At 68.8% G+C, this 20,655-nt stretch carries 20 protein-coding genes; 7 read left to right on the top strand and 13 right to left on the bottom strand.

The genetic code is table 11. The features are described from left to right. Positions 1–22: 22 nt before the first annotated feature. Positions 23–322, bottom strand: coding sequence for a hypothetical protein (locus ACIBL3_RS32125; RefSeq protein ID WP_396357523.1), 300 nt, complete (start codon positions 320–322; stop codon positions 23–25). 20 nt (positions 323–342) lie between these two features. Next, entirely contained in the window at positions 343–2,412 is a 2,070-nt protein-coding gene (locus ACIBL3_RS32120; RefSeq protein ID WP_396357522.1) for a phage tail tip lysozyme, read from the bottom strand. 183 nt (positions 2,413–2,595) lie between these two features. On the opposite strand from ACIBL3_RS32120, the gene ppk2 reads away from it, so the two are divergent. After that, complete coding sequence (gene ppk2, locus ACIBL3_RS32115) at positions 2,596–3,504, top strand: polyphosphate kinase 2 (RefSeq protein ID WP_396357521.1); 909 nt, start codon at positions 2,596–2,598, stop codon at positions 3,502–3,504. A gap of 17 nt (positions 3,505–3,521) precedes the next feature. On the opposite strand, the gene ACIBL3_RS32110 is transcribed toward ppk2, so the two are convergent. Genes ACIBL3_RS32110 through ACIBL3_RS32090 form a run of 5 tightly spaced genes read right to left on the bottom strand, consistent with a single transcriptional unit; the run spans position 3,522 to position 7,759 of the window. Next, complete coding sequence (locus tag ACIBL3_RS32110; protein ID WP_396357520.1) at positions 3,522–3,650, bottom strand: hypothetical protein; 129 nt, start codon at positions 3,648–3,650, stop codon at positions 3,522–3,524. Continuing rightward, the gene (locus ACIBL3_RS32105) at positions 3,647–4,459 is read right to left on the bottom strand and encodes a carbohydrate ABC transporter permease (protein ID WP_396357519.1); all 813 of its coding nucleotides are present in this window, start codon (positions 4,457–4,459) and stop codon (positions 3,647–3,649) included. The genes ACIBL3_RS32110 and ACIBL3_RS32105 overlap by 4 nt, the downstream gene beginning before the upstream one ends. After that, positions 4,456–5,367, bottom strand: coding sequence for a carbohydrate ABC transporter permease (locus tag ACIBL3_RS32100; protein ID WP_396357518.1), 912 nt, complete (start codon positions 5,365–5,367; stop codon positions 4,456–4,458). The genes ACIBL3_RS32105 and ACIBL3_RS32100 overlap by 4 nt, the downstream gene beginning before the upstream one ends. A gap of 29 nt (positions 5,368–5,396) precedes the next feature. Next, positions 5,397–6,755 carry an ABC transporter substrate-binding protein gene (locus ACIBL3_RS32095; protein ID WP_396357517.1) on the bottom strand — a complete coding sequence of 453 codons (1,359 nt, stop codon included), beginning with the start codon at positions 6,753–6,755 and terminating at the stop codon, positions 5,397–5,399. Further along, positions 6,743–7,759: an alpha/beta hydrolase gene (locus tag ACIBL3_RS32090; RefSeq protein ID WP_396357516.1), complete on the bottom strand. Its 1,017-nt coding sequence runs from the start codon at positions 7,757–7,759 to the stop codon at positions 6,743–6,745. The genes ACIBL3_RS32095 and ACIBL3_RS32090 overlap by 13 nt, the downstream gene beginning before the upstream one ends. Positions 7,760–7,880: 121 nt before the next feature. Between ACIBL3_RS32090 and ACIBL3_RS32085 the strand changes: the two genes are divergently transcribed. Continuing rightward, entirely contained in the window at positions 7,881–8,501 is a 621-nt protein-coding gene (locus ACIBL3_RS32085; RefSeq protein WP_396357515.1) for a TetR/AcrR family transcriptional regulator, read from the top strand. A gap of 8 nt (positions 8,502–8,509) precedes the next feature. Here the strand turns inward: ACIBL3_RS32085 and ACIBL3_RS32080 are convergent, their stop codons facing one another. The 4 genes from ACIBL3_RS32080 to ACIBL3_RS32065 form a co-directional block, all read right to left on the bottom strand. Beyond that, positions 8,510–10,006 (bottom strand): sensor histidine kinase, encoded by a 1,497-nt coding sequence (locus ACIBL3_RS32080; protein WP_396357514.1) that lies wholly within the window; start codon positions 10,004–10,006, stop codon positions 8,510–8,512. Then, positions 10,006–10,707 (bottom strand): response regulator transcription factor, encoded by a 702-nt coding sequence (locus tag ACIBL3_RS32075; RefSeq protein ID WP_396357513.1) that lies wholly within the window; start codon positions 10,705–10,707, stop codon positions 10,006–10,008. Before ACIBL3_RS32075 ends, ACIBL3_RS32080 begins: the two co-directional genes overlap by 1 nt. A 175-nt stretch (positions 10,708–10,882) precedes the next feature. Continuing rightward, the gene (locus ACIBL3_RS32070) at positions 10,883–11,419 is read right to left on the bottom strand and encodes a hypothetical protein (protein WP_396357512.1); all 537 of its coding nucleotides are present in this window, start codon (positions 11,417–11,419) and stop codon (positions 10,883–10,885) included. A 122-nt stretch (positions 11,420–11,541) separates the two neighbouring features. Next, on the bottom strand, positions 11,542–12,027 hold the full coding sequence (locus ACIBL3_RS32065; protein WP_396357511.1) for a DUF456 domain-containing protein: 486 nt from the start codon (positions 12,025–12,027) through the stop codon (positions 11,542–11,544). 43 nt (positions 12,028–12,070) lie between these two features. Here ACIBL3_RS32065 and ACIBL3_RS32060 point away from each other — a divergent pair, with 43 nt between their 5' ends. Then, on the top strand, positions 12,071–14,062 hold the full coding sequence (locus ACIBL3_RS32060) for a glycogen debranching N-terminal domain-containing protein (protein ID WP_396357510.1): 1,992 nt from the start codon (positions 12,071–12,073) through the stop codon (positions 14,060–14,062). A gap of 6 nt (positions 14,063–14,068) precedes the next feature. Here the strand turns inward: ACIBL3_RS32060 and ACIBL3_RS32055 are convergent, their stop codons facing one another. After that, positions 14,069–14,692, bottom strand: a complete 624-nt coding sequence (locus ACIBL3_RS32055; RefSeq protein ID WP_396357507.1) for a LysE family translocator — start codon at positions 14,690–14,692, stop codon at positions 14,069–14,071. Between the two features lie 86 nt (positions 14,693–14,778). On the opposite strand from ACIBL3_RS32055, the gene ACIBL3_RS32050 reads away from it, so the two are divergent. Further along, a complete protein-coding gene (locus ACIBL3_RS32050; protein WP_396357506.1) occupies positions 14,779–16,254 on the top strand; it encodes a PLP-dependent aminotransferase family protein in 1,476 nt (491 codons plus the stop codon). Between the two features lie 92 nt (positions 16,255–16,346). Here ACIBL3_RS32050 and ACIBL3_RS32045 read toward each other — a convergent pair whose 3' ends face one another. Next, a complete protein-coding gene (locus ACIBL3_RS32045) occupies positions 16,347–16,589 on the bottom strand; it encodes a hypothetical protein (protein WP_360536329.1) in 243 nt (80 codons plus the stop codon). Between the two features lie 438 nt (positions 16,590–17,027). On the opposite strand from ACIBL3_RS32045, the gene ACIBL3_RS32040 reads away from it, so the two are divergent. From ACIBL3_RS32040 to ACIBL3_RS32030, 3 genes are all read left to right on the top strand, one after another. Further along, positions 17,028–19,112 carry a type IIA DNA topoisomerase subunit B gene (locus ACIBL3_RS32040; protein WP_396357504.1) on the top strand — a complete coding sequence of 695 codons (2,085 nt, stop codon included), beginning with the start codon at positions 17,028–17,030 and terminating at the stop codon, positions 19,110–19,112. After that, the gene (locus tag ACIBL3_RS32035) at positions 19,112–19,753 is read left to right on the top strand and encodes an HAD family hydrolase (protein ID WP_396357503.1); all 642 of its coding nucleotides are present in this window, start codon (positions 19,112–19,114) and stop codon (positions 19,751–19,753) included. Before ACIBL3_RS32040 ends, ACIBL3_RS32035 begins: the two co-directional genes overlap by 1 nt. 256 nt (positions 19,754–20,009) lie before the next feature. Then, on the top strand, positions 20,010–20,567 hold the full coding sequence (locus ACIBL3_RS32030) for a VOC family protein (protein ID WP_396357501.1): 558 nt from the start codon (positions 20,010–20,012) through the stop codon (positions 20,565–20,567). Positions 20,568–20,655: the final 88 nt, after the last annotated feature.

Below are 20,655 nucleotides of genomic sequence, written 5' to 3'. Positions count from 1 at the left end.
GCGTCAGCTGCTGCCGAAGCCGTCAGGTCCTCGCCGCCACGGATCGGGACCCGTTGCTGCGGCCTCCGAAGTGCAACGGCACCGTGTCCCGGATGACGAACTCGGTGTGGGTCACCGAGAACAACGACGTGTCGTCCTCGATCTTGGCGCCCTTGATGGCCTTCTTGAGGAGCTTGACGGCGACACGTGCCTTCTTCCGGGTGCTGTAGTCGCGTCCGCTGCGGGCAAGGATCCGGAGATTTCCGCCCTTCCTCCGCTGCACGAACATCCACGCGTAGCGCCCGTTGTTGAGGAGGATGATCTTGAACGAGAACGTGGTCACGATGGCTGTCCTTTCGGATGTCAGTTCGGTCGCGAGGCGCGGTAGGTCCGCAATGCCTGTTGCCCCGCCTTGCGGCGCCGGATCAGGACCTGCTGGACGCCGGGATCGCTCACCGGCCGGTTGAGGACTGCAGCCGGTCGTTCGAACCGGAGCAGGACGGCGTCGGACGCTTGGTCGAGGGTGACGCCGGGCGACCGCAGGACCGCGTTGACACCCCGGTAGCTCCCGCGCAACTCGGTGACCAGGTAGTCGACCTGTGCGTCGAGGTCGGTCAGGATCGCCGACCCCAGTTGGCGGCCGCGGTAGACGTGCCGGAACAGGCCTTCGCGCCGGTCACGGCTGGTCCACTGCGCGAGCCCGATCCCGGGATGGCGGGGACCGGTACGGCGGCTGTAGCTGCGGGTGCGGACCTGGTCGGGCGTGAAGTCGCGAATCCGGCCGCTGAAGTCGCGCGCCCGCATCGGCGTGGCCGAGTTGCTGCCTTCGATCCGGTTCGGCTGGACGCCTGACTCGGCGATCAGGTTGCCGACCAGCCCGGCGGCACCGTTGACGGGATAGCCATAGCGCCGTACCAGGAGTTCCATCACGCGAGCGATCCGGCCTTCCGTCGTCGCCGGGACTGAGCCGGGCGCTGGGGCCGGAGCGGGGGTGGCGGCCTGATCGGAGCGGCAGCGGACCACGGCGAAGAAGCGGCTCTGGTTGCCGGTGAGGTCGAGTCGGCCGTCGGGACGGGTGCGCAGCCACTTCTCGCCGACGGTCTGGCCGACGTTGCCGCCGATCACCCGGATCCGGCCCGGCTGGACCTCGGTCACCACGTCGCAGTGGGTGGCCCGGGTCTGCGGGTCGGAGATGTTGTCGTACGTCGCCCCGCTGTTGCTCCTGGACGCGCAGACCAGGTCGCCGATCCGCGGCGCGAGCTCGGTCGCGCGATAGGCCCAGAAGGGTTTCGACGTGTCGTTCGCGAGCCGGTTCTTGCGCGCCGCGGAGACGTAGGTCTGGTGTGCGGCCGAGTACCGGAATCCCGATCCGGCGCCCGCGGTGCGCATCACGTACGAGATGAACACCGCCGACCACGGATGCCCGGCCTGGTACGCCGTACTCTGCAACTGCGCGTCGGTGACCGTCACCCCGACCCCGACGCGGTAATACTCCCGAAGGATCGGGCTCGCGGCCGGCGACGTCTCGGTCAGCGCCGGTCCGCCCCCGGGTCGCCAGCGCCGGAACTGCTCCCGCGCGACGCGCGCGATGGCGGCACACAACGACGGACCCGCTGCCGCCTCCTTCTCCAGTACGGCGGTACGCGGCCGGGTCGCGCCCGGTAGGTCTGCACCTGGGTCGGCCAGCAGCCGCCAGCCGTAGGTCTGCGGGATGGCCATGTGAGATACCCCTGTCTGCTCGACCCGGAACCGCGCGGAGCCGGCGCCCAGCTCGGCGGCGACGCGAAGGCTGTTGCGTGCGGTCGGTTCACCCGGCCGGAACAGCACGCGCAGCGCGCCGGAGCCGGCCGCCTGGTGTCGGCGGGCCCACGCGATCAACGGGCCTGGATCGGTGTAGAGCGCGTCGAAGGTGTGCACCTCGTCCGGGTCGAGGTGCCGCAGGATCGCCATCAGCGCGGCGCCGCCACCCGAGTGGGCGGTCAGGATCAGCCGTCCGCGGGTCGCCTGGACTCCGGTTGCGGCGCGCAACCGGCGGAGCGCCTCGTCGACCAGCTTGGTCACGGCACCCGGCCGGGTGAGCGCCGGGAAGCTGTAACCACGCCCGGTCTTGCCACCGTGGAAGTGACCGCGGGGCAGCACCAGCAGCGTCGGTCTGGTGCGCCCCGGGGTCGACGGATGGCGCGGGTCGGCCAGGTCGAGGCCGCTGACCGGCGCGATGTCGCGGACCAGATGCATCGATCGGCCGCGGCGCGAGAACCCGTGCAGGTGTACGACGACGTCCACGGTCGCCTGCGTCGGCATCGCACTCCACCGCAGCAGCAACGCCGGGGGAGTGCCGCGGTGCGTGGCGAGCAGCGCGAGCTGGTCGACTACCACCTGCCCGGGACCGACGCGGCCACGCTGATCGGCCACCGGTATCAAGGATGCGGTCATGGGCTGACCTTCCTGCTGATCCGGCCGTTGTCCCATTCCCTGCAAGATCCGGGCCAGCCGGATCCCCCCGAAGAGCGACCGGTCACCCCGGTCACGCGTCTCCCTACCCCTGGTCAACGGTACCGGAGTTTTGTTCATCTGGGATCCGCTCACGGTTCATCGCAGGCGGCGACTCTGAGCGCCATGAGCACCCCCGATCTGGTTCACGAGTTGGGTTTCCGGGTTCTGGATGAAGAGGACGACGACCCGGTCCTGATACGTGCCGACGGGACACCGGTCGACACCTGGCGGGAGGGCTACCCGTACGGCGAACGGCTGCCACGCGAGGTGTACGACCGGGACAAGCGGCTGCTGCAGATCGAGTTGCTCAAGTTGCAGTACTGGGTGAAGCGGACGCAGCAGAAGCTGGTGATCGTGTTCGAGGGACGCGACGCGGCCGGAAAGGGCGGCACGATCAAGCGCTTCATGGAGCACCTGAACCCGCGCGGCGCGCGCATCGTCGCGCTGGAGAAGCCGACCGAGCGCGAGCAGACGCAGTGGTATTTCCAGCGCTACGTCGAGCACCTGCCGGCCGCGGGGGAGATGGTGCTGTTCGACCGGTCCTGGTACAACCGCGCGTGCGTCGAGCGGGTGATGGGCTTCTGCTCGCAGGACGAGTACGAGGAGTTCATGCGCCAGGCGCCGGAGTTCGAGCGGATGCTGGTCCGGTCCGGTATCAAGCTGGTCAAGCTGTGGTTCTCGGTGTCGCGGGCCGAGCAGCAGACCCGGTTCACGATCCGCCAGATCGACCCGGTCCGGCAGTGGAAGCTGTCGCCGACCGACCTGGCGTCGCTGGACAAGTGGGCTGCCTACACCGAGGCCAAGGAAGCCATGTTCCACTACACCGACACGCCGCACGCGCCGTGGACCGTTGTCAAGAGCAATGACAAGAAGCGCGCCCGCCTGGAGGCGATGCGGCACGTCCTGAGCCTGCACGACTACCCGAACAAGGACCACGACCTGGTCGGCCGCCCGGACCACAAAATCCTCGGCCCCGCCGCCGAAGTCCTCGAACACGGCGAATCCGCCAACCGCTTCTTCCCCGTGCTCTAGCCGGCGCTCGTCCGAGGTCAGTCCATCCTGACCAGTGCCTTGACGAACCCGTCAACGTGTTCGGGTGGCCGGACCTCGGTGTCCTCGAGTTTCGAGGTCGCCGGTGCGACCAGGACGCTGCGGCGGGCAAGCTGGGCGTCGTTCACTTCACGGCTCCTTGCATGAGCGCCTTGACGAAGTTGCGCTGGAAGATCAGGAAGATCACCAGCGAGGGCAGGATGATCAGCAGCGAACCGGCACACAGCAGGACGATGTCGGTGCCGTACTGCCCCTGGAAGGCGCCGAGCCCACCGGCCACCGTTCGCTTCGCCGGATCGTCGACGAGGACGAGCGGCAGCAGGTACTGGTTCCAGCTGGCGAGGAAGAAGAGCACCGCCAGCGCGGACCACGCCGACGTGGCCAGTGGCAGGTGGATCCGGCGGAACGTCTGCCAGGTGCCGGCGCCGTCGACCTTCGCTGCCTCGGTGAGGGCCGGCTCGGCGCCGAGGAAGTGCGCCCGCATCCAGAACACGCCGAACGGCATGAGCAGCCCGATCAGCGGCAGCACGATCGCAAGCCGCGTCCCGAGCAGTCCCATGCTCCGGAGGTCGTAGTACAGCGGGGTGATCAGTGCCTCGAACGGCAGGGTGAGACCGACGAGCAGGAGACCGTAGATCACCTTGCCGAACGGCACGTCGAGCTGAGCGAGGGCGTAGCCCGCCGCGGTGGCCATTGCGACTGTGGCCGGGACGACACCCAGCACGATGAGCGTGCTGGAGCGGAACAGGGCGAGAAAGTTCGCCGCGCTCCACGCGTCCACGAAGTTGCTCCAGTGCGGGTCGCTCGGCCAGCTGAGGCCCTGCGGTGTGCTGCCCGGCGCGGCCAGCGCCGTGGTGAACATGCTCAGCAGCGGTACGACCGCGAACAGCATCAGCGCGAGCAGAATCCCGGTCCGGGTGACCCGCTGGGCGATCATCTCTCCCTCCCGAGCCGCTGGATCGGCCAGATGACCACGAGCACGAGGACGGCCAGCAGCACCGCGAGCGCAGAGGCCTGGCCGACGTGCTGCTGGAGGAACGTCAGCCGGTAGATCTGCACGCCGGGCACCATCGTCTGGTAGCCGGGACCGCCCTGCGTCGCGATCTGGACGACGTCGAAACTGGCCAGCGCCGCGATCATCGTGAACGTCGTACACACGACGAGCTCCCGCCGCAGTCCCGGGAGCGTCACGGCGAAGAACTCGCTGATCCGGCCAGCGCCGTCCAGACGAGCCGCCTCGTAGAGCGCCGGGTCGATCTTCCCGATGCCCGCGAGCAGCAGCACCGTGCAGAAGCCGAGCATGACCCAGACCCCGATCACGCCGACCGCCGGTAGGGCGAAGGTGAAGTCACCCAGCCACGCCCGGGTGTACCGATCGAGGCCGACCGCGCGCATCACCTGGTTGACCAGGCCGTCCGAGGAGTACATCCAGGTCCACGCGATGCCGGCCGCGACCAGCGGCAGCACCTGCGGGATGAACAGCATCACCCGGGCTGTTGTGCTGAACGCGCCGGGCCGGAGCTCGCGGATGAGCGAGGCCGCGATCAGCCCGAGCCCAACCGGCAGGACCGTGTAGAAGAAGACCAGGATGAACGCGTGCACGAGGGATTGCAGCAGCTCCGGCCGGGTGAAGATCGCCTTCCAGTTGTCCAGTCCGGCCGGTGTCGCCGGGCCGATGCCGTCCCAGTCGTAGAACGAGTACTGCACGGATTGCGCCATCGGGAACAGCACGAACACGGCGTACATGCCGAACGCCGGTGCGACCCAGAGCAATGCGCTCCAGCGACGCCGACGGCGCCGTACGGCAGGTCGTCTGGCCGCCGGCTCTCTCGGCAGCTCCGTCACAGGTGGAGTCTGTTCCAGCACCGATGGACTCATTGGCCTAGATCGCGTTCGTAGTCGGCCTGCACCTTCGCCGCGAACGCTTCCGGCGTTGTCTTGCCGGCCAGCAGCAACTGCGTCTGTGGGATCAGGCTGTTGACGTGGATCGAAGCGGTCGCATCGGCCATGAAGCCGACCAGCCCGTTGCTCTTCAGCAACTCCTGGAACGCGGCGACGGTGGCGGCGACCGCCGATCCCTCGGGCGCGGTCGGAGCGGACGCGTCCGATGGTCCGGCGGGCACGAGGCCGCCGAGCGTCACGGTGTTCTGCCGTGCCTGCGCATCGGTCTGCACGAAGTCCAGGAACGCGGCCGCGACGTCGGCGTTGGGCGACTTCGCCGGGATCCCCAGATTGGCAGCGGCGGTCATCGCGTACGACGGTCCGCCTGCCTCGCCGGGCGGGAAGAGGAAGAAGCCGAACTGTCCGGCCCCGGCCTTGTCCAGTCCGGGTGCCTGCCAGTTGCCGCTCGGGAAGAAGACGCCCTTGCCCTCGAGGAACTCGGCCGGTGCCCGGGTCTGGTCGATGTCGTTGACGTCAGCCGGCAGGTAGCCCGCCTGCCCCCAGCGCTGCAGCGTCGTCGCGCCCTTCACGGTCGACTCGTTGTCGATGCTCGCGCCGGGCTTGGCGTAGTTCCAGTCCTGAACGGCCTGTGCGTCGCCCGCTGCCGACATCACCAGGTTCTGCAGTGGGTAGACGCTGCCGCCGTCCTTGCCGTTGATCATGATCGGCTGCAGGCCGGCGTCCTTCGCCTTTGCGAGCAGTTGCTCGAACTCGGCGACCGTCGCCGGCGGTTGCGTCATGCCGATCCGCTGGGCGAGCGCCCGGTTGTAGTACACGCCGGTGAGCCCGAAGCCGGGACCGGCAGCATAGAGCGATCCCGTCCCGCGCTGCTTGCCGTCCGGGGCGACGCGGGTCGAGGCGAACTGCGACTGCGGCCACTTGTCCCACCCGTACGCCGCGGCGTACGGGTCGAGGTTCGCCAGCAGGTGGTCCCCGGTCAGGTTGCCCAGCTGGGAGACCCGGACCAGGTCGGGAACGTTGCTCCCAGCAAGAATGTGCGCGATGTTCGTGGTGAGCGTGGCGTAGTCCTGGTTCTCCACCTTGACGGTGACGTTGCCGTACTTGGCGTGGAACTGCTCGCCGAGCGCGGTGTAGAACGCGACGTCGACGCCACTGTTGACGAGCAGCTTCAGCGTCACCGGCGCACTGCCGACACCGGTGGTCACCGGCTTGGACGGCGCCGGGCCGGCGTCGGAGTTTCCACCCGGTGCGCAGGCGGCGAAGATCAGGACGGACGTCAGGGCGGCCGCGGCCGCCTGGACGATTCTGCGGTACCGCGTCAGCGATCGCACGACAGCTCCTTGGAAGTCTCGATCGGGTGGCTGGTCTGGAAGGCCCGGCGAACGGCGTCACCGGCCGCAGCCACGGCATGATGGGCATCGGTCATGACGGCGAACATCTCGAAGAACCCGTGGATCTGGCCCGCGTACTCGTGCACCTCGACCGGTACATCGGTTGCCCGCAGCCGCCGGGCATAGTCCTCGGCCTCGCCGCGGAGGAAGTCGTGCTCGGCGATCACGATCGTCGCGGGGGCGACGCCGTACACGGACTCAGCATGGAGCGGGGACACGTACGGCGCCTTGCGAGCCGCCGGGTCGGGAACGTAGGTCGCCCAGATGTGCTGCAGCCGCCGGTAGCTGTTGGCGCCGAAGCCCGTCCGGCCCGCGAAGGTCGCGTACCGCCGGCGAAAGTCGACCTTGTAGGCGGTGTCTTCGATGCTGTCGAGGGCCGGGTAGACCAGCAGTTGGGTCGCCAGCTCGACACCTTCGTCACGGGCCTTGAGCGCAGTCGCAGCAGCGAGATTCCCACCGGAACTGTCACCGCCGACGGCCACGCTGTCGAAGGATCGCCGAGCCCAGGTGACAGCGGTCCACAGGTCGTCGAAGCCGGCCGGAAAGGGATGTTCGGGCGCGAGCCGGTAGTCGACCGACAGGACAGCGCACCCGGCCCGGTACGCCAGTGCGCGGGCAACACCGTCGGCGGTGTCGAGGTCGCCGTGGATCCAACCGCCGCCGTGCGCCCAGACCAGCAGGTCTCGTTCCGCTCCGCTGGGACGGTACAGCCGGCCCGGTACGCCGTCCACGTCGATCGACTCGACGAACGCCACCGGCGTGGGCTCGCCGGACACCGCCAAGACCTTCTCGCGGGCGTCCGCGCGCACGCTCGCGATGTCGGCGCTCCACGGGTCGGGCGACGGGTCGACACTGTCCAGGAAGGCCTGGACCTGCTCGTGCGGGCGGGGCTGAGTGTCCGCATCGCCGACGACCGGCACTTCCGGCCAGGACGCTGAGTTCATTCGGATCGGTCCCTCCTCATTACAGACTGAGTACTCGGTCTGTTTTGCAAAAGCTACCGAGTACTCAGTCGGTTGTCTATGCTTGGCGGCGACCGTCCCGACCACCGCGAGGAGATCGACCGTGCCCGCTGCTCAGCAGCCCAAGACCTCGGCCAAGGGCCTGGAGACCCGGGAGCGGATCGTCGACGTCGCCGTACGCTTCATCGCACGGAACGGGGCGCGCGGCACGAGCCTCGCGGACATCGCCGCCGAGGCCGGGGTGTCACAGACCGGCCTGCTGTATCACTTCCGCAGCAAGGAGGCACTGCTGAACGCGGTCCTGGACCGCCACCTGGCCTTCACCGAGGAGTGGCTGTGGGGTGACGGGCCCGACCCGGGCGTCAAGATCGTGGACATCATCGCCCGGCACATGGCGAGCTGGCCGAGCCAGCACGACGACAAGGTGGCCAGCCTGCTCGGGATGAACACCGTCGTCCTCGGCGAGAACGTCAGCCCTGACACCGATCTCCACCCGCGTTTGGTCGAGGGCTACCAGACGACGATCGACCGGGTGACGGCTACGCTGCACGCCGCGCAGGATCGCGGTGAGATGCGCACCGACATCGAGCCGCGGCTCAAGGCGATGGAGATCATCGCCTTCTGCTACGGGCTCGAGGCGGCGTGGTTGGTGGATCCGACGATCCCGGTCGTCGATGCGGCCGCCCGCTGGGCCGCGGAGCAGACCGCTCAGATGACCTCCTGAGAGCGACCTCAGCCGTTCAGCGGTAGGTGGACGGTGAAGGTTGCGCCGTGCGGGGACGTGTCGGCGACGGTGACTCGGCCGTGGTGGGCGGCGACGAGGGCGGCGACGATCGAGAGGCCGAGGCCGGAGCCGCCGGTTGCGCGGGTGCGGGCCGAGTCGGCTCGGTAGAACCGCTCGAAGACGCGTGCTTTCTGCTCGTCGGTCAGGCCGGGGCCGGTGTCGCTCACCTCGAGGATCGCGTCGCCGCCCCGGGTGCCGATCGAGACGGTGATCGGTGCGTCGACAGGGGTGTGGTGCAACGCGTTGCTGACCAGGTTGCCGAGCACTTGGCGCAGCCGGGCCTCGTCGCCCTCGACCACCGGCGCCTCGGAGTCCGGCAGGATCTTCAGCGAGATGTTCCGGTCCGGCTGGACCGCCTGGGCGTTGTGCAACGCGTCCGCGGCGATCGGGAGCAGGTCGACCGGCTCCATCCGAAGCGGCCGCTGCTGATCGAGGCGCGCCAGCAGGAGCAGGTCGTCGACGAGCAGGCCCATCCGCTTCGCCTCGTCCTCGATCCGCCGCATGATCTCCGGATCGGTCGAGTCACCGCGCTGCCGGCTGAGCTCAGCAAACCCACGGATCGACGTCAGCGGCGTGCGCAACTCGTGCGAGGCGTCGGCCACGAACCGCCGCATCCGATCCTCCGACTGCCGGGCCGCCTCCTCCGAACGACGTGCTGCGTCCTCGGATCGCCGCGCAGCGAACTCCGACGCGGTCCGCTGCGCGAAGGCGTTCTCGATCTGGCCGAGCATCTGGTTCAACGCGACCGACAGCCGGCCGACCTCGGTGCGTGGGTCCCGCTGCGGAACGCGCCGGCCCAGGTCTCCACCTGCGATCGCGACGGCGGTGTGCTCGACGTCCTCGAGCCCGCGCAGACTTCGCCGTACGACGAAGGTCCCGACGCCGGCCAGCAACACCAGGAGGATGAGTCCGGCGGCCGCCTGGACTCCGATCAGTCGCTGGATGGTCCGATCCAGGTCGCCGAGGCTCTGCGCCACCATCACCGAGCCTTGGCCGTTGTTCAGCGGCACCGCCACGACTCGCCAGGTCGCGTCGCCTGAGATCGCATCGGTGTTGAACGCCTTGCCGTCGAGGGCGCGGACCTGGTTCAGGTTCAGCTTCGGAAGGTCCGGCAGCGGGTCGGTCTCGGCCAGCGGCGCCCGGAACGGCGAGTCGTCGGGGTCGCCCTCGGAGTCGTTGAACTGTACGACGATGAGGCTCGGCAGCGGCCGGTTCCGCCCCGGACCAGGCCGGAGGGGACGGTTGGTGGCGCTGTTGTCCTGCTGGAAGGCGGCGGCGGTCTTGGTCAGCTGAGTGTCCACCCGGTCGACCAGGTAGCCGCGCATGATCGTGGTCGCCAGGACGCCGGACGCGACAAGCGCTACTGCCACCAGCGTCAGCAGGACGACGACGATGGTGACGCGAAGCGGGTACCGGTCGGTGAACCGCCGGTGGGTCAGCTGCATCAGTTGGGGCCTCGTGGGGTGCGGAGGACGTAGCCGACCCCGCGGACGGTGTGGAGCAGCTTCTGGTCGCCGGTGTCGACCTTACGGCGCAGGTAGGACATGTACGACTCGACCACGCCGGCGTCCCCGGCGAAGTCGTAGTTCCAGACCGCGGACAGGATCTGGCCCTTCGACATCACCCGCTCGGCGTTCTCCAGCAGGCAGCGCAGCAGCTTGAACTCGGTGAGCGACAGCTGGACCGCATGGCCGGCCTTGAACACCTCGTAGCTGTCCTCGTTGAGCTCGAGGTCGGCATAGCGCAGTACGGCGGCCTCGGTCGTGGTCTGCTCGCGGTGACCGGATCGGCGGAGCAAGGCGCGGACCCGGGCGACCAACTCGTCCAGGCTGAACGGCTTGGTCACGTAGTCGTCGCCGCCGGTGTGCAGACCGAGCACCTTGTCCTCGACCGCGTCCCGGGCGGTGAGGAACAGCACTGGCACGTGCCGGTCTTCGCTACGGAGCCGCCGTACCACCTCGAAGCCGTCCAGGCCGGGCATCATGACGTCCAGCACGACCAGGTCCGGCTCCACCTCCCGGGCCTTGCGCAGCGCCTCCGCGCCGTGGGTCGCCGTGGTCACCTCGTACCCGGCGAAACGCAGACTCGCGGACAGCAACTCGACGATGTTCGGCTCGTCGTCGACCACCAGCAGATGCGGGCTCATGCCCTCAGTCTGCCGCCGCAACCCGTGCGAACCCTGCAAGCTTCCTGGCAATCACCTGTGAGTCACCCGTCCGCCCGGCCGCATTTGACTGGCTGACCAACCGAATGCGGGGTTTGCTACCCGGAACCTGGGTGGCAAACCCCTCACCTCGTAGGTCAACCAGCCAAAATGCGGGTCAGCGGGGGCCGCGGCCGAAGCCCCAGCGGTCGCGGGCGGCGTCGCGGACGGTGCCGTCGTTGACCGAGGTGGCGGTGGCCTTGCCGTCCGCGACCACGGCGAAGACGGACACCGTGTTCCCGGTCTTCACGTCGTCGATGCCGTCCCGGGCTGCGTTCACCAAGGTGTCCTCGGTGAGCGTGTAGGTCCGGCTGTAGCCGTCCTCGCTCTTCACCGTGATCGACTCCTTGCTGACCGCGGTCACCTCGCCGCGCTGGGTGGCGACGGTCTGGTAGCTCCCGTCGTCCTTCTTCACCACAAACTCACCATGCAGCGCGCCGCCGAGCCCGAACTGCCCACCCCGGTGCGGCCCCTTGCCCGGCTCACCCGGCTTGTCCGGGGTCGTGGACGGCGAGGCCGAGGGGGACGGTGTAGGAGTCGGGTCCGCGCTACCCGCCGCCCAGGCGACGCCGCCGGCCACGCTCAGGACCGCAACCGCAGCCGCCGTGCCGGCCACCCGCCAACGATTCTCGAAAACCTTCTGATACGACACCATGCCTCAGCCTGACCCACCAACCTCCGGTGCACCTAAGAACACCCTGGCAATCAGATAACGCTTGGTACGGCCGTTGGACGGTACTGCGAGAACGCTGGCAATCGGGGCGTTGCGGACGGTGACTAGACCACGAACAGTACGGCGCCCAGCCAGACGGCGGCCGCGAGCGACGTGCCGATGAACTCGATCAGGATCGACAGCCCGGTCGCCCGCAGCGCGTGCTTCGTCGACCCCCAGGCGTCGGCGTGGCGACCGAGCCGCTGCCGCTCGGACAGGTACACGCCGAGCGGGAAGCCGACGAACATACCGACCACAGGGATCACGAAGAACCCCACGATGCCGAGCACGACGCCGACGAACATCGACCGCCGCGGCACCCCGGACTCCCGGAGCCGTCGCTCCGGTACGACGTACTTCACCACCTGGCTCGCCCCGATCAGCACGATGGCGGCGGCGAGCACGATCCAGCCGGTCGGGCTCTGCTCCGCCAGCGCCCAGATCAGGATCGCCGCCAGGCTGAGCAGGGCGCCCGGCAGCACCGGGATGACGATGCCCGCGATCCCGACGAAGATCGCCACACCGACGAGGAACGTCGCAACACTGTTCACGGTCCCCACTCTGCCGCACGGTGGGGCCCGTAGGGTGGGGCACATGCCCCAGCTGCACGAACTGGTCATCGCACTCGCTGCTCCCTGGGTGGTTCTCTCGCCCCGCTCCGGTCAGCTCACCGGCACCGGCTCGGAGGGCGTCTATGCCCGGGACCGGCGCATCCTGTCCCGGCTGAGCGTCACCATCAACGGTGAACCGCCGGTCCCGATCCACGCCGACGAGCGCTCGGCCGCGGTCCACGAGTACGTCGCCGTGGTCGAGGGACTGGGCGACTCCAACCGGCACGACCCGACCGTGATGCTGTACCGCACCCGTGAGGTCGGCTCCGACGGTCTGACCGAGCGCATCCGCCTGGTGAACCGCTCCCGCGCGACGGTCGAGTGCCGCCTGGACGTTGCCCTGGGCACCGACCTGGCGGGTACGGCGGCCGTCCGCAGCGGCGCCGCCGCGGACCTGCCCGAGCTCAGTCCCGCGTACGACGGCCCGGCCCGCCTGCACTGGGACAACTCCGGCACCCGGGTCACCGTGCACCTCGACCCCGGCGTGACCGCGACCCCGCGGCTGGAACCGGGGGAGGAGTTCACCGTGACTCTCCAGGTCAGCGCCGACTTCCCGAAGCCGACCACCGGCTTCAGCATCGACCCACCGGCCGACCGGCAGCCCTACACCTTCGCCGTCGACTGCAACGACAAGCGTGTGGACCGCTGGGTGAGCCGGTCACTCGCAGACGTGCAGGCCCTGCAGCTCGCAGCCGGCGACGACCGCTACCTCGGCGCCGGACCGCCCTGGTACCTCACGCTCTTCGGCCGCGACTCGCTGATCTCCTCCGGCATGCTGATCCCGGTCGACCCCGAGCTGGCCGCCGGCACACTCCGAGCACTAGCTGCCTGGCAGGGCACCAAGGTCGACCCCGACTCCGCCGAGCAGCCCGGCAAGATCCCGCACGAGCTCCGCGCGGAGGTCGCCGACCACGGCGGCGGCTTGGTCCTGCCCGCGGCGTACTACGGCACGCACGACGCGACCCAGCTCTGGATCATGACCCTGCACAAGGCGTGGCGCTGGGGCATGCCCGCCGACCAGGTCCGGGACCTGCTGCCCAACCTCCGCAACGCTCTGACCTGGCTGAAGGAGTACTCCGACCCGGACGGCGACGGCTTCCTCGAGTACATCGACGAGTCCGGCCACGGCCTCGCCAACCAGGGCTGGAAAGACTCGGTCGACGCAGTGCAGTGGCCGGACGGCACGATCGCCTCCGCGCCGATCGCACTGTGCGAGGTCCAGGGCTACGCGTACGCCGCAGCCGTCCGCGGAGCCGAGTTGCTCGAGGCCCACGGCGAGTCCGGTGACGAGTGGCGCGTGTGGGCCGCCGCACTGCAGGAGCGGTTCCGCAGCGCCTTCTGGGTCGACGGCTATCCGGCCATCGCCCTCGACGGCGAGAAGAACCCGGTCGCCGGCCGCGCCTCGAACATGGGCCACCTGCTCGGCACCGGACTGCTCGATGCCGATGAGGAGCTGACGGTCGCCGAGGTCCTGGCCGGCGCCGACCTGGACAGCGGCTTCGGGCTGCGAACGTTGACCACGGCAATGACCCGGTTCAACCCACTCGGCTACCACACCGGCAGCGTCTGGCCGCACGACACCGCGATGGCCGTCCAAGGCCTGTACGCGACCGGTCACGGCGCACGCGCGTCGTCGTACGTCGAGGGCCTGATCCGGGCCGCGGAGGCGTTCGACTACCGGCTGCCGGAGCTGTACGGCGGCCGCGGACTGGCGGACGAGTCGACGCCGACGCCGTACCCGTTGTCATGCTTCCCGCAGGCGTGGGCGGCTGCCTCCGCCGTCGCGGTGGTCGTCGCGGCACTGGGGATCGAGCCCGACGTCCCGGGCGGCACGCTGGTGCTGAACCCGGCGGACTCGATGCCATGGGAGTCGCTGAGGGTCTCTGGTCTGCGGCTGGGAAGCGACAGGCTGTCCCTGCACTGGCAGTCCGGCGAGCTGACGGTGCTGGAGGCCCCGGAGGGCCTCCAGCACTGAGTCAGCTCAGACGGTCAGGACGGCGGCGGTCGCGAGGGCGAGGTAGACCGCGGCGACGATGCGGTTGCGCCACCGGCTGGAGGTCCGCGCCGACCGGACCCGGCGGCCGATCGCGTCGGCGCCGACGGCGTAGCAGAGGTCGAGGGTGAGGCCGATGACGAGCGCGCCGACACCGAGCAGCAGCATCTCGGTCCGCAGCTGGTCGGGTCCGGCGCCGCGGCTGGTGAACTGAGGGAGAAAGGCCAGGAAGAACAGGGCTGCCTTCGGGTTGAGCAGGTTCACCACGACGCCGTCGCGGAAGACGCGGCCCAGCGGCGCGGGCGGGACACCACCGGCGGTCTCGGTCGCCGGCATCCTCAGCATCTTGACGCCGAGGTACGCCAGGTACAGCGCACCGGCGATTGTGATCGCCGTGAACAACATCGGCGAGGCCTTGACCAGCGTCGCGAGCCCGAGCGCGGCGACGACGATGTAGACGAGGGTGCCGGTCTCGATCGCGAGCGCGGACACCACTCCGGCGCGGCGTCCCTGGGTGAGGGAGCGGAGCGAGATGTAGAGATTGTTCGGCCCCGGCATCCCGACCAGCACCACCGTCGTGCCGGCGAACCCCAGCAGCTGCGCGATCCCCATGATCCTTCTCCCTCTCGAACTGGACTGGCTTGTGGTACTAGCCTGGCCGCGGGAGAAGCAGTCCACCCGAGCCAATAAGGGGAGAAGTGGACCGTTCTGGAGATGCTGCCGCACTGGCGGACCTGATCGGCGGCCGGCTGACCGGACCGGGCGGCGGCCTGTATCGCCGGCTGGCCGACGCGATCGCCGGCCTGATCGGCTCGGCCGAGCTACCGGTCGGCGCCCGCCTGCCCGCCGAACGCCGCCTCGCCGAGGCCCTCGCAGTCAGTCGCTCGACAGTCGTCGCGGCGTACGACGAGCTCCGCGCCCGCGGCCTGGTCGAGAGCCGCCGGGGGAGCGGTACGACGATCGCCCGGGCCGCGAGCCGTGGTCGTTCACGAGCGGACAAACGGATGCCGGTCGGGTACGGCGAGTCGTTGTTCCACCGGATCGCGGTCGGTCCGGGCGAGGTCATCTCGCTGACGTATGCCGTCGACCCAGGGATGCCTGAGTTGGCCGCGGAGCTGATCGATCTGGCGAGCAGCGACTTGCCGACACTGCTGGACGACGTCGGCTACCACCCGCGTGGTCTGCGGGTGTTGCGTGAGCGGATCGCCGAGCACTTCGAGGAGTCGGGGCTGCCGACGGCACCGGACGAGATCGTGGTGACCACGGGTGCGCATCAGGCGATCGCGTTGGTGACCCAGATGTACTTGCGGACCGGGGCGGCTGTGGTCATCGAGCAGCCCAGTTGGCCCGGTTGTTTCGATCTGTTCGGGGCGGCTGGTGGCAGGGTAGTCGGCGTACCGCTGGATGATGCCGGGGTCCGGCCTGATCTGCTGACGGCTGCGTTCGCCGAGCACCAGCCGGCGATGCTTTTCGTGATGCCGACGTTCCACAACCCGACCGGGCGGCTGATGTCGGCGAACCGGCGGCGGCAGGTGGCCGAGTTGGCCGCGAACCACGGCGTCGTGGTGGTCGAGGACAACGCGTACTCGGCGTGGGATCCGGCCGGACCGGCGATCCCGCCACCGCTGGCGGCGTACGCGCCGGACGGCAGCGAGGTGCTGACGATCGGATCGGTGTCGAAGGCGGTGTGGGGTGGACTGCGGATCGGCTGGATCCGCGCGTCGCGGCCGCTCGCCGAACGGCTGGCGCGGCACAAGGCGCTGGCCGATCTCGGCAGTCCGGTGATCGACCAGGCGCTCACGGCGCGGTTGCTGCCGCGGCTGGGGGAGCTGACGTCGGCGCGGGCGCGGGTCGCGACGGCTCGGCGGAAGTTGATGGGGCAGTTGCTGACCGAGCGGCTACCGGACTGGGAGTGGTCTGAGCCGGAAGGTGGGTCGGCGTTGTGGATCCGGCTGCCGGACACCGACGCCCGGGTGTTCGCGCAGGTGGCGCTGCGCCATGGCGTCGAGGTGGTCGCGGGCCGCGCGATGGATCCCACCGGCCAGCACGACGACCACCTCCGAGTCCCATTCGCCTACCCGGAACCTGTCCTGGATGACGCGGTGGCGAGGCTCGCCCGGGCTTGGCAGGAACTCCGCCGCCACGGGCCGCCTCCCGACGTACCACTGATCTGAGAATGAAGGATGGCGGCCACCCCCTTGGGGTGACCGCCATCACAGCCTCTATGACTTTGGCGCCGTCGTTGGCGCGTTTGTGAAGCTTGGGCTTACCGCTCGTCGTCCGCGGCGACGCTCGGGGTGGCTTCGAGCCGGCCCGTCTCGTCGTGGATGGTGATCGCGATGTTGCGCAGCTTCTCCGCGTGCTCCCGGCTGTGGTGGGCGCAGAACAGCAGCTCCCCACCGGAGGTCAGGGTGACACGGACGTAGGCCTGCGCGCCGCAGCGGTCACAACGGTCCGCAGCCGACAGGGTCGAACTCGGGGCGAGTGCTGTAGTCACTTGAGGCCTCATCTCATCTAGTTCCGTACTCACCAGATAGCAACATCCTGACATGCGGATCACTTCCCGGTAGGGGCAGCGTGTCCGTATGTGAGACGAACCACCTGTTCCCGTATGACGCATCTTGACGAGGAATCGTTTCGGAAGCGGGCGAATTCATGTTTCCAGCGGGTGTCGGGCGTGTCTTCTCTCACTGTGCGCCATGGTGCCGTCACCGTGTGCTGATGTTCGGAGTGTCGTACACCACTCCGGATCGAGTCCGGATCGATACCTGCCAAAACACCTTTCTCGTCGGGCGATCCGCTGCGACCCCGGTACCCGGTCGCACGCCCGCCACAGCCCCGCCTGCAGGGTTTTGGGGGTCGGGCCGCATAGTCTGTGAACAGGTGTTCGGACCCCGGCCGGGTCCGGATGCGTGGCAGTGAGTTTGTGAACCAGTGAAGGAGCCCAGTGGCCGCCCCGACGCCTCGCAGTACCGAGCTAGACCCGACGTACAACGCCCGTCACCTCCTCGTCCTCGAAGGACTCGAGGCGGTGCGCAAGCGGCCGGGTATGTACATCGGGTCCACCGACAGCCGCGGCCTGATGCACTGCCTGTGGGAGATCATCGACAACGCCGTCGACGAGGCCCTGGCCGGGCACGGCGAGCGGATCGACGTCGTCCTCTACAAGGACGGCTCGGTCGAGGTGATCGACCGCGCCCGCGGCATCCCGGTCGACATCGAGCCGAAGACCAAGCTCAGCGGGGTCGAGGTCGTGTTCACCAAGCTGCACGCCGGCGGCAAGTTCGGCGGCGGCTCCTACAACGCCTCCGGCGGTCTGCACGGTGTCGGCGCCTCGGTGGTGAACGCGCTGTCCGCGCGGCTCGACGTCGAGGTGGACCGCGGCGGAACGGTCTGGACCACCTCGTTCCGGCGCGGTGTTGCCGGTGAGTTCGACGGCGAGGGCGCTGCGGCCGGGTTCACGCCGGCCAAGGGTCTGCGCAAGGCCGGCCGCGCGAAGAAGGGCGTCACCGGGACCCGGATCCGGTACTGGGCGGACCGGCAGATCTTCACCCGGGACGCGACCTTCAACTACGACGAGCTGGTCACCCGGGCGCGGCAGACGTCGTTCCTGGTCCCCGGGCTCGAGCTGGTGATCCGCGACGAGCGCGGCGACGAGGTCACCGAGGAGACCTTCAAGCACGACGGCGGGATCAGCGAGTTCTGCGAGTTCCTGGCCACCGACCAGAAGGTCACCGAGGTGATCCGGCTGACCGGAACCGGCCACTTCACCGAGACCGTGCCGATGCTCGACGACGCCGGGCACATGACCCCGACCGACGTCGAGCGCGACCTGGACGTCGACGTCGCGGTCCGCTGGGGCGACGGGTACGAGACCGAGCTCCGCTCGTTCGTCAACATCGTGGCCACGCCGAAGGGCGGCACCCACGTGGCCGGCTTCGAGCGAGCCCTGTCGAAGAGCTTCACCAACGCCCTCGACGGCACCCGGTTGCTGAAGAGCGGCGAGGAGATCATCAAGGACGACGTCCTCGAGGGCCTGACCGCGGTCGTCACGGTCCGGCTGGCCGAGCCGCAGTTCGACGGCCAGACCAAGGAGGTCCTCGGCACACCGGCTGCCTCGCGGATCGTCGCGAAGGTCGTGCAGGGCGAGCTGGAGTCGTTCCTCACCTCGACGAAGCGCGAGTACAAGGCGCAGGCCCGCGCCGTACTGGAGAAGATCGTCGCCGCCTCCCGGACCAGGGTGGCCGCGCGTCAGCACCGCGAGCTGCAACGACGCAAGACAGCGCTGGAGTCGTCGGCGCTGCCGGCGAAGCTGGCCGACTGCCGCAGCAACGACGTCGACCGCTCCGAGCTCTTCATCGTCGAGGGTGATTCGGCGCTCGGTACGGCGAAGCTGGCCCGGAGCTCGGAGTTCCAGGCCCTGCTGCCGATCCGGGGCAAGATCCTGAACGTGCAGAAGGCGTCGGTCGGCGACATGCTGAAGAACGCCGAGTGCGCCTCGATCATCCAGGTCGTCGGCGCCGGGTCCGGTCGCAGCTTCGACCTCGAGCAGGTCCGCTACGGCAAGATCATCTTCATGGCCGACGCCGACTCCGACGGCGCGCACATCCGCTGCCTGCTGGCCACGCTGTTCTTCCGGTACATGCGGCCGCTGGTCGAGGCGGGCCGGGTCTACACCGCCGTACCGCCGCTGCACCGGTTCGAGCTGACGAACCCGAAGAAGGGCCAGGAGAAGTACCTGTACACCTACAGCGACGCCGAGTACCAGCGGAAGACGGCCGAGCTGATGAAGAAGAACGTGCGCTGGAAGGAGCCGCCGCAGCGCTACAAGGGTCTCGGTGAGATGGACGCCGACCAACTGGCGGAGACCACCATGGACCCGCGACACCGCACGCTGCGCCGCATCACCGTCGACGACGGCGAGGCCGCCGCCCAGGTCTTCGACCTCCTGATGGGCAACGATGTCGCCCCCCGCAAGGAGTTCCTCGTCCAAGGCGCCTACGAACTGGACGAAAACCGCATCGACGTCTGATGGCTCGGCTGGCTTGCTTCGACCTGGACAACACGCTGATCGATCGCGATGGCGCGTTCCTGGCCTGGGCTCGGTGGTTCGTGGACCGGGGCGGGTTGGGGGACGACGCGGTCGAGTGGTTGCTTGCCCATGACAACGGTGGGTTCACGCCGCGGGAGCAGCTGTTCGCGGGGTTGCGGTCGGCGTTCGGGTTGAGGGCTTCGGTTGGGGAGTTGGTGGAGGCGTACGACCGGGAGCATCCGCCGTTCACGTGGGTCGAGCAGTCGGTGCTCGACGGGCTGGCTTCGTTGCGTACGGCGGGATGGCGGGTGGCCGTGGTGACGAACGGGAACGTCGTACAACAGACCGGCAAACTCGAGCACACCGGCATTGCCGCGGCCGTCGACTACTGCTGCATCTCCCAGGCCGCCGGCGTACGCAAACCCGACCGCCGCATCTTCGAACTCGCCGCATCCCAGACCGGCACCACCCTCACAGACGGCTGGATGGTCGGCGACCACCCGTCGTACGACATAGCCGGCGGCCTCAACGCCGGCCTCAAAACCATCCGCATAGGCCACCACCACACCCTGAATACCCCAGCAGCCGACCACCACTTCGACTCAGTCCTCAAGTCCTTCCCCGTCATCCTCGCCAGCTGACTCCTTCCTACGCCACGAGGAGGGCGGTGGCGGCTTTCGTGGTCGCTGGCAGGTTGCAGCACGTCAGCGGTGAAACAACCTGCCAGCCGGCCGGCCTGCGGTGGTCGAGCGGCCCGTCAGTTGCATTTGAGTCCAGCAGGTGCTGTACGACGAGGTAGTGGGTGGCCCCGGGGGTGTCCGTGGGTGCGGTCACTGCGTGAATCAGCTGTCGTTGGGACGGACCGGGCTACCTGCGGTTGGGGCATAGGGTGATTGCATGGCTTTGGGGCTTGTGCAGGTTAATTTCAAGGCGGGGGATGACTCGGCTGTCGGGCGGTTTTGGGCTGAGGCGTTGGGGTGGGGGGATTTCAGTTCGGAGCCTGGTGCTACCGGGGTCATGCCGGTGGGGGCCAAGTGGCCGGTGGATGGTGTGGTGTGTATTGATGTGATCCGGGTTCCGGAGCCGGAGGCGGTGAAGAATCGCGCGCATCTTGAGCTTGCGACCAGTTCCGCGGCGCATCACGAGGAGTTGGTTGCGCGGTTGAAGGAGCTTGGGGCGACGGTTGCCGAAAGCCAGCGGGAGGTGCCGTGGACGGTTTTGGGTGATCCGGAGGGGAATCTGTTTTGTGTGTTGGAGCCTCGGGACATCTACCGGGACACCGGGCCGATTGCCGCGGTGGTTGTGGACTGTGCGGAGCCGCGGACCATGGCTGGGTTCTGGGGTGGGGCGATGGGGTGGACCTTGCACGCGGTGAGTGATGATCGTGCGTTGCTGCGTTCCGCCAAAGGGACCGGGCCGTATCTGGAGTTTCTCCGGTCGCCCCACGGGTGTTGACCGTCGTTCTGGATGACGACCTGGTGGTCGGCGTACGTCGTTGAGGTTGCTGACGACGGCTGGGCGCAGGTGTTGGTGTTGATGTTTG

The sequence above is a fragment of the Kribbella sp. NPDC050124 genome (genome assembly GCF_044460355.1).
Classification (GTDB): domain Bacteria; phylum Actinomycetota; class Actinomycetes; order Propionibacteriales; family Kribbellaceae; genus Kribbella.
The sequence above is the reverse complement of the archived record's forward strand: the minus strand, read 5'-3'. Positions and strand labels throughout refer to the sequence as shown.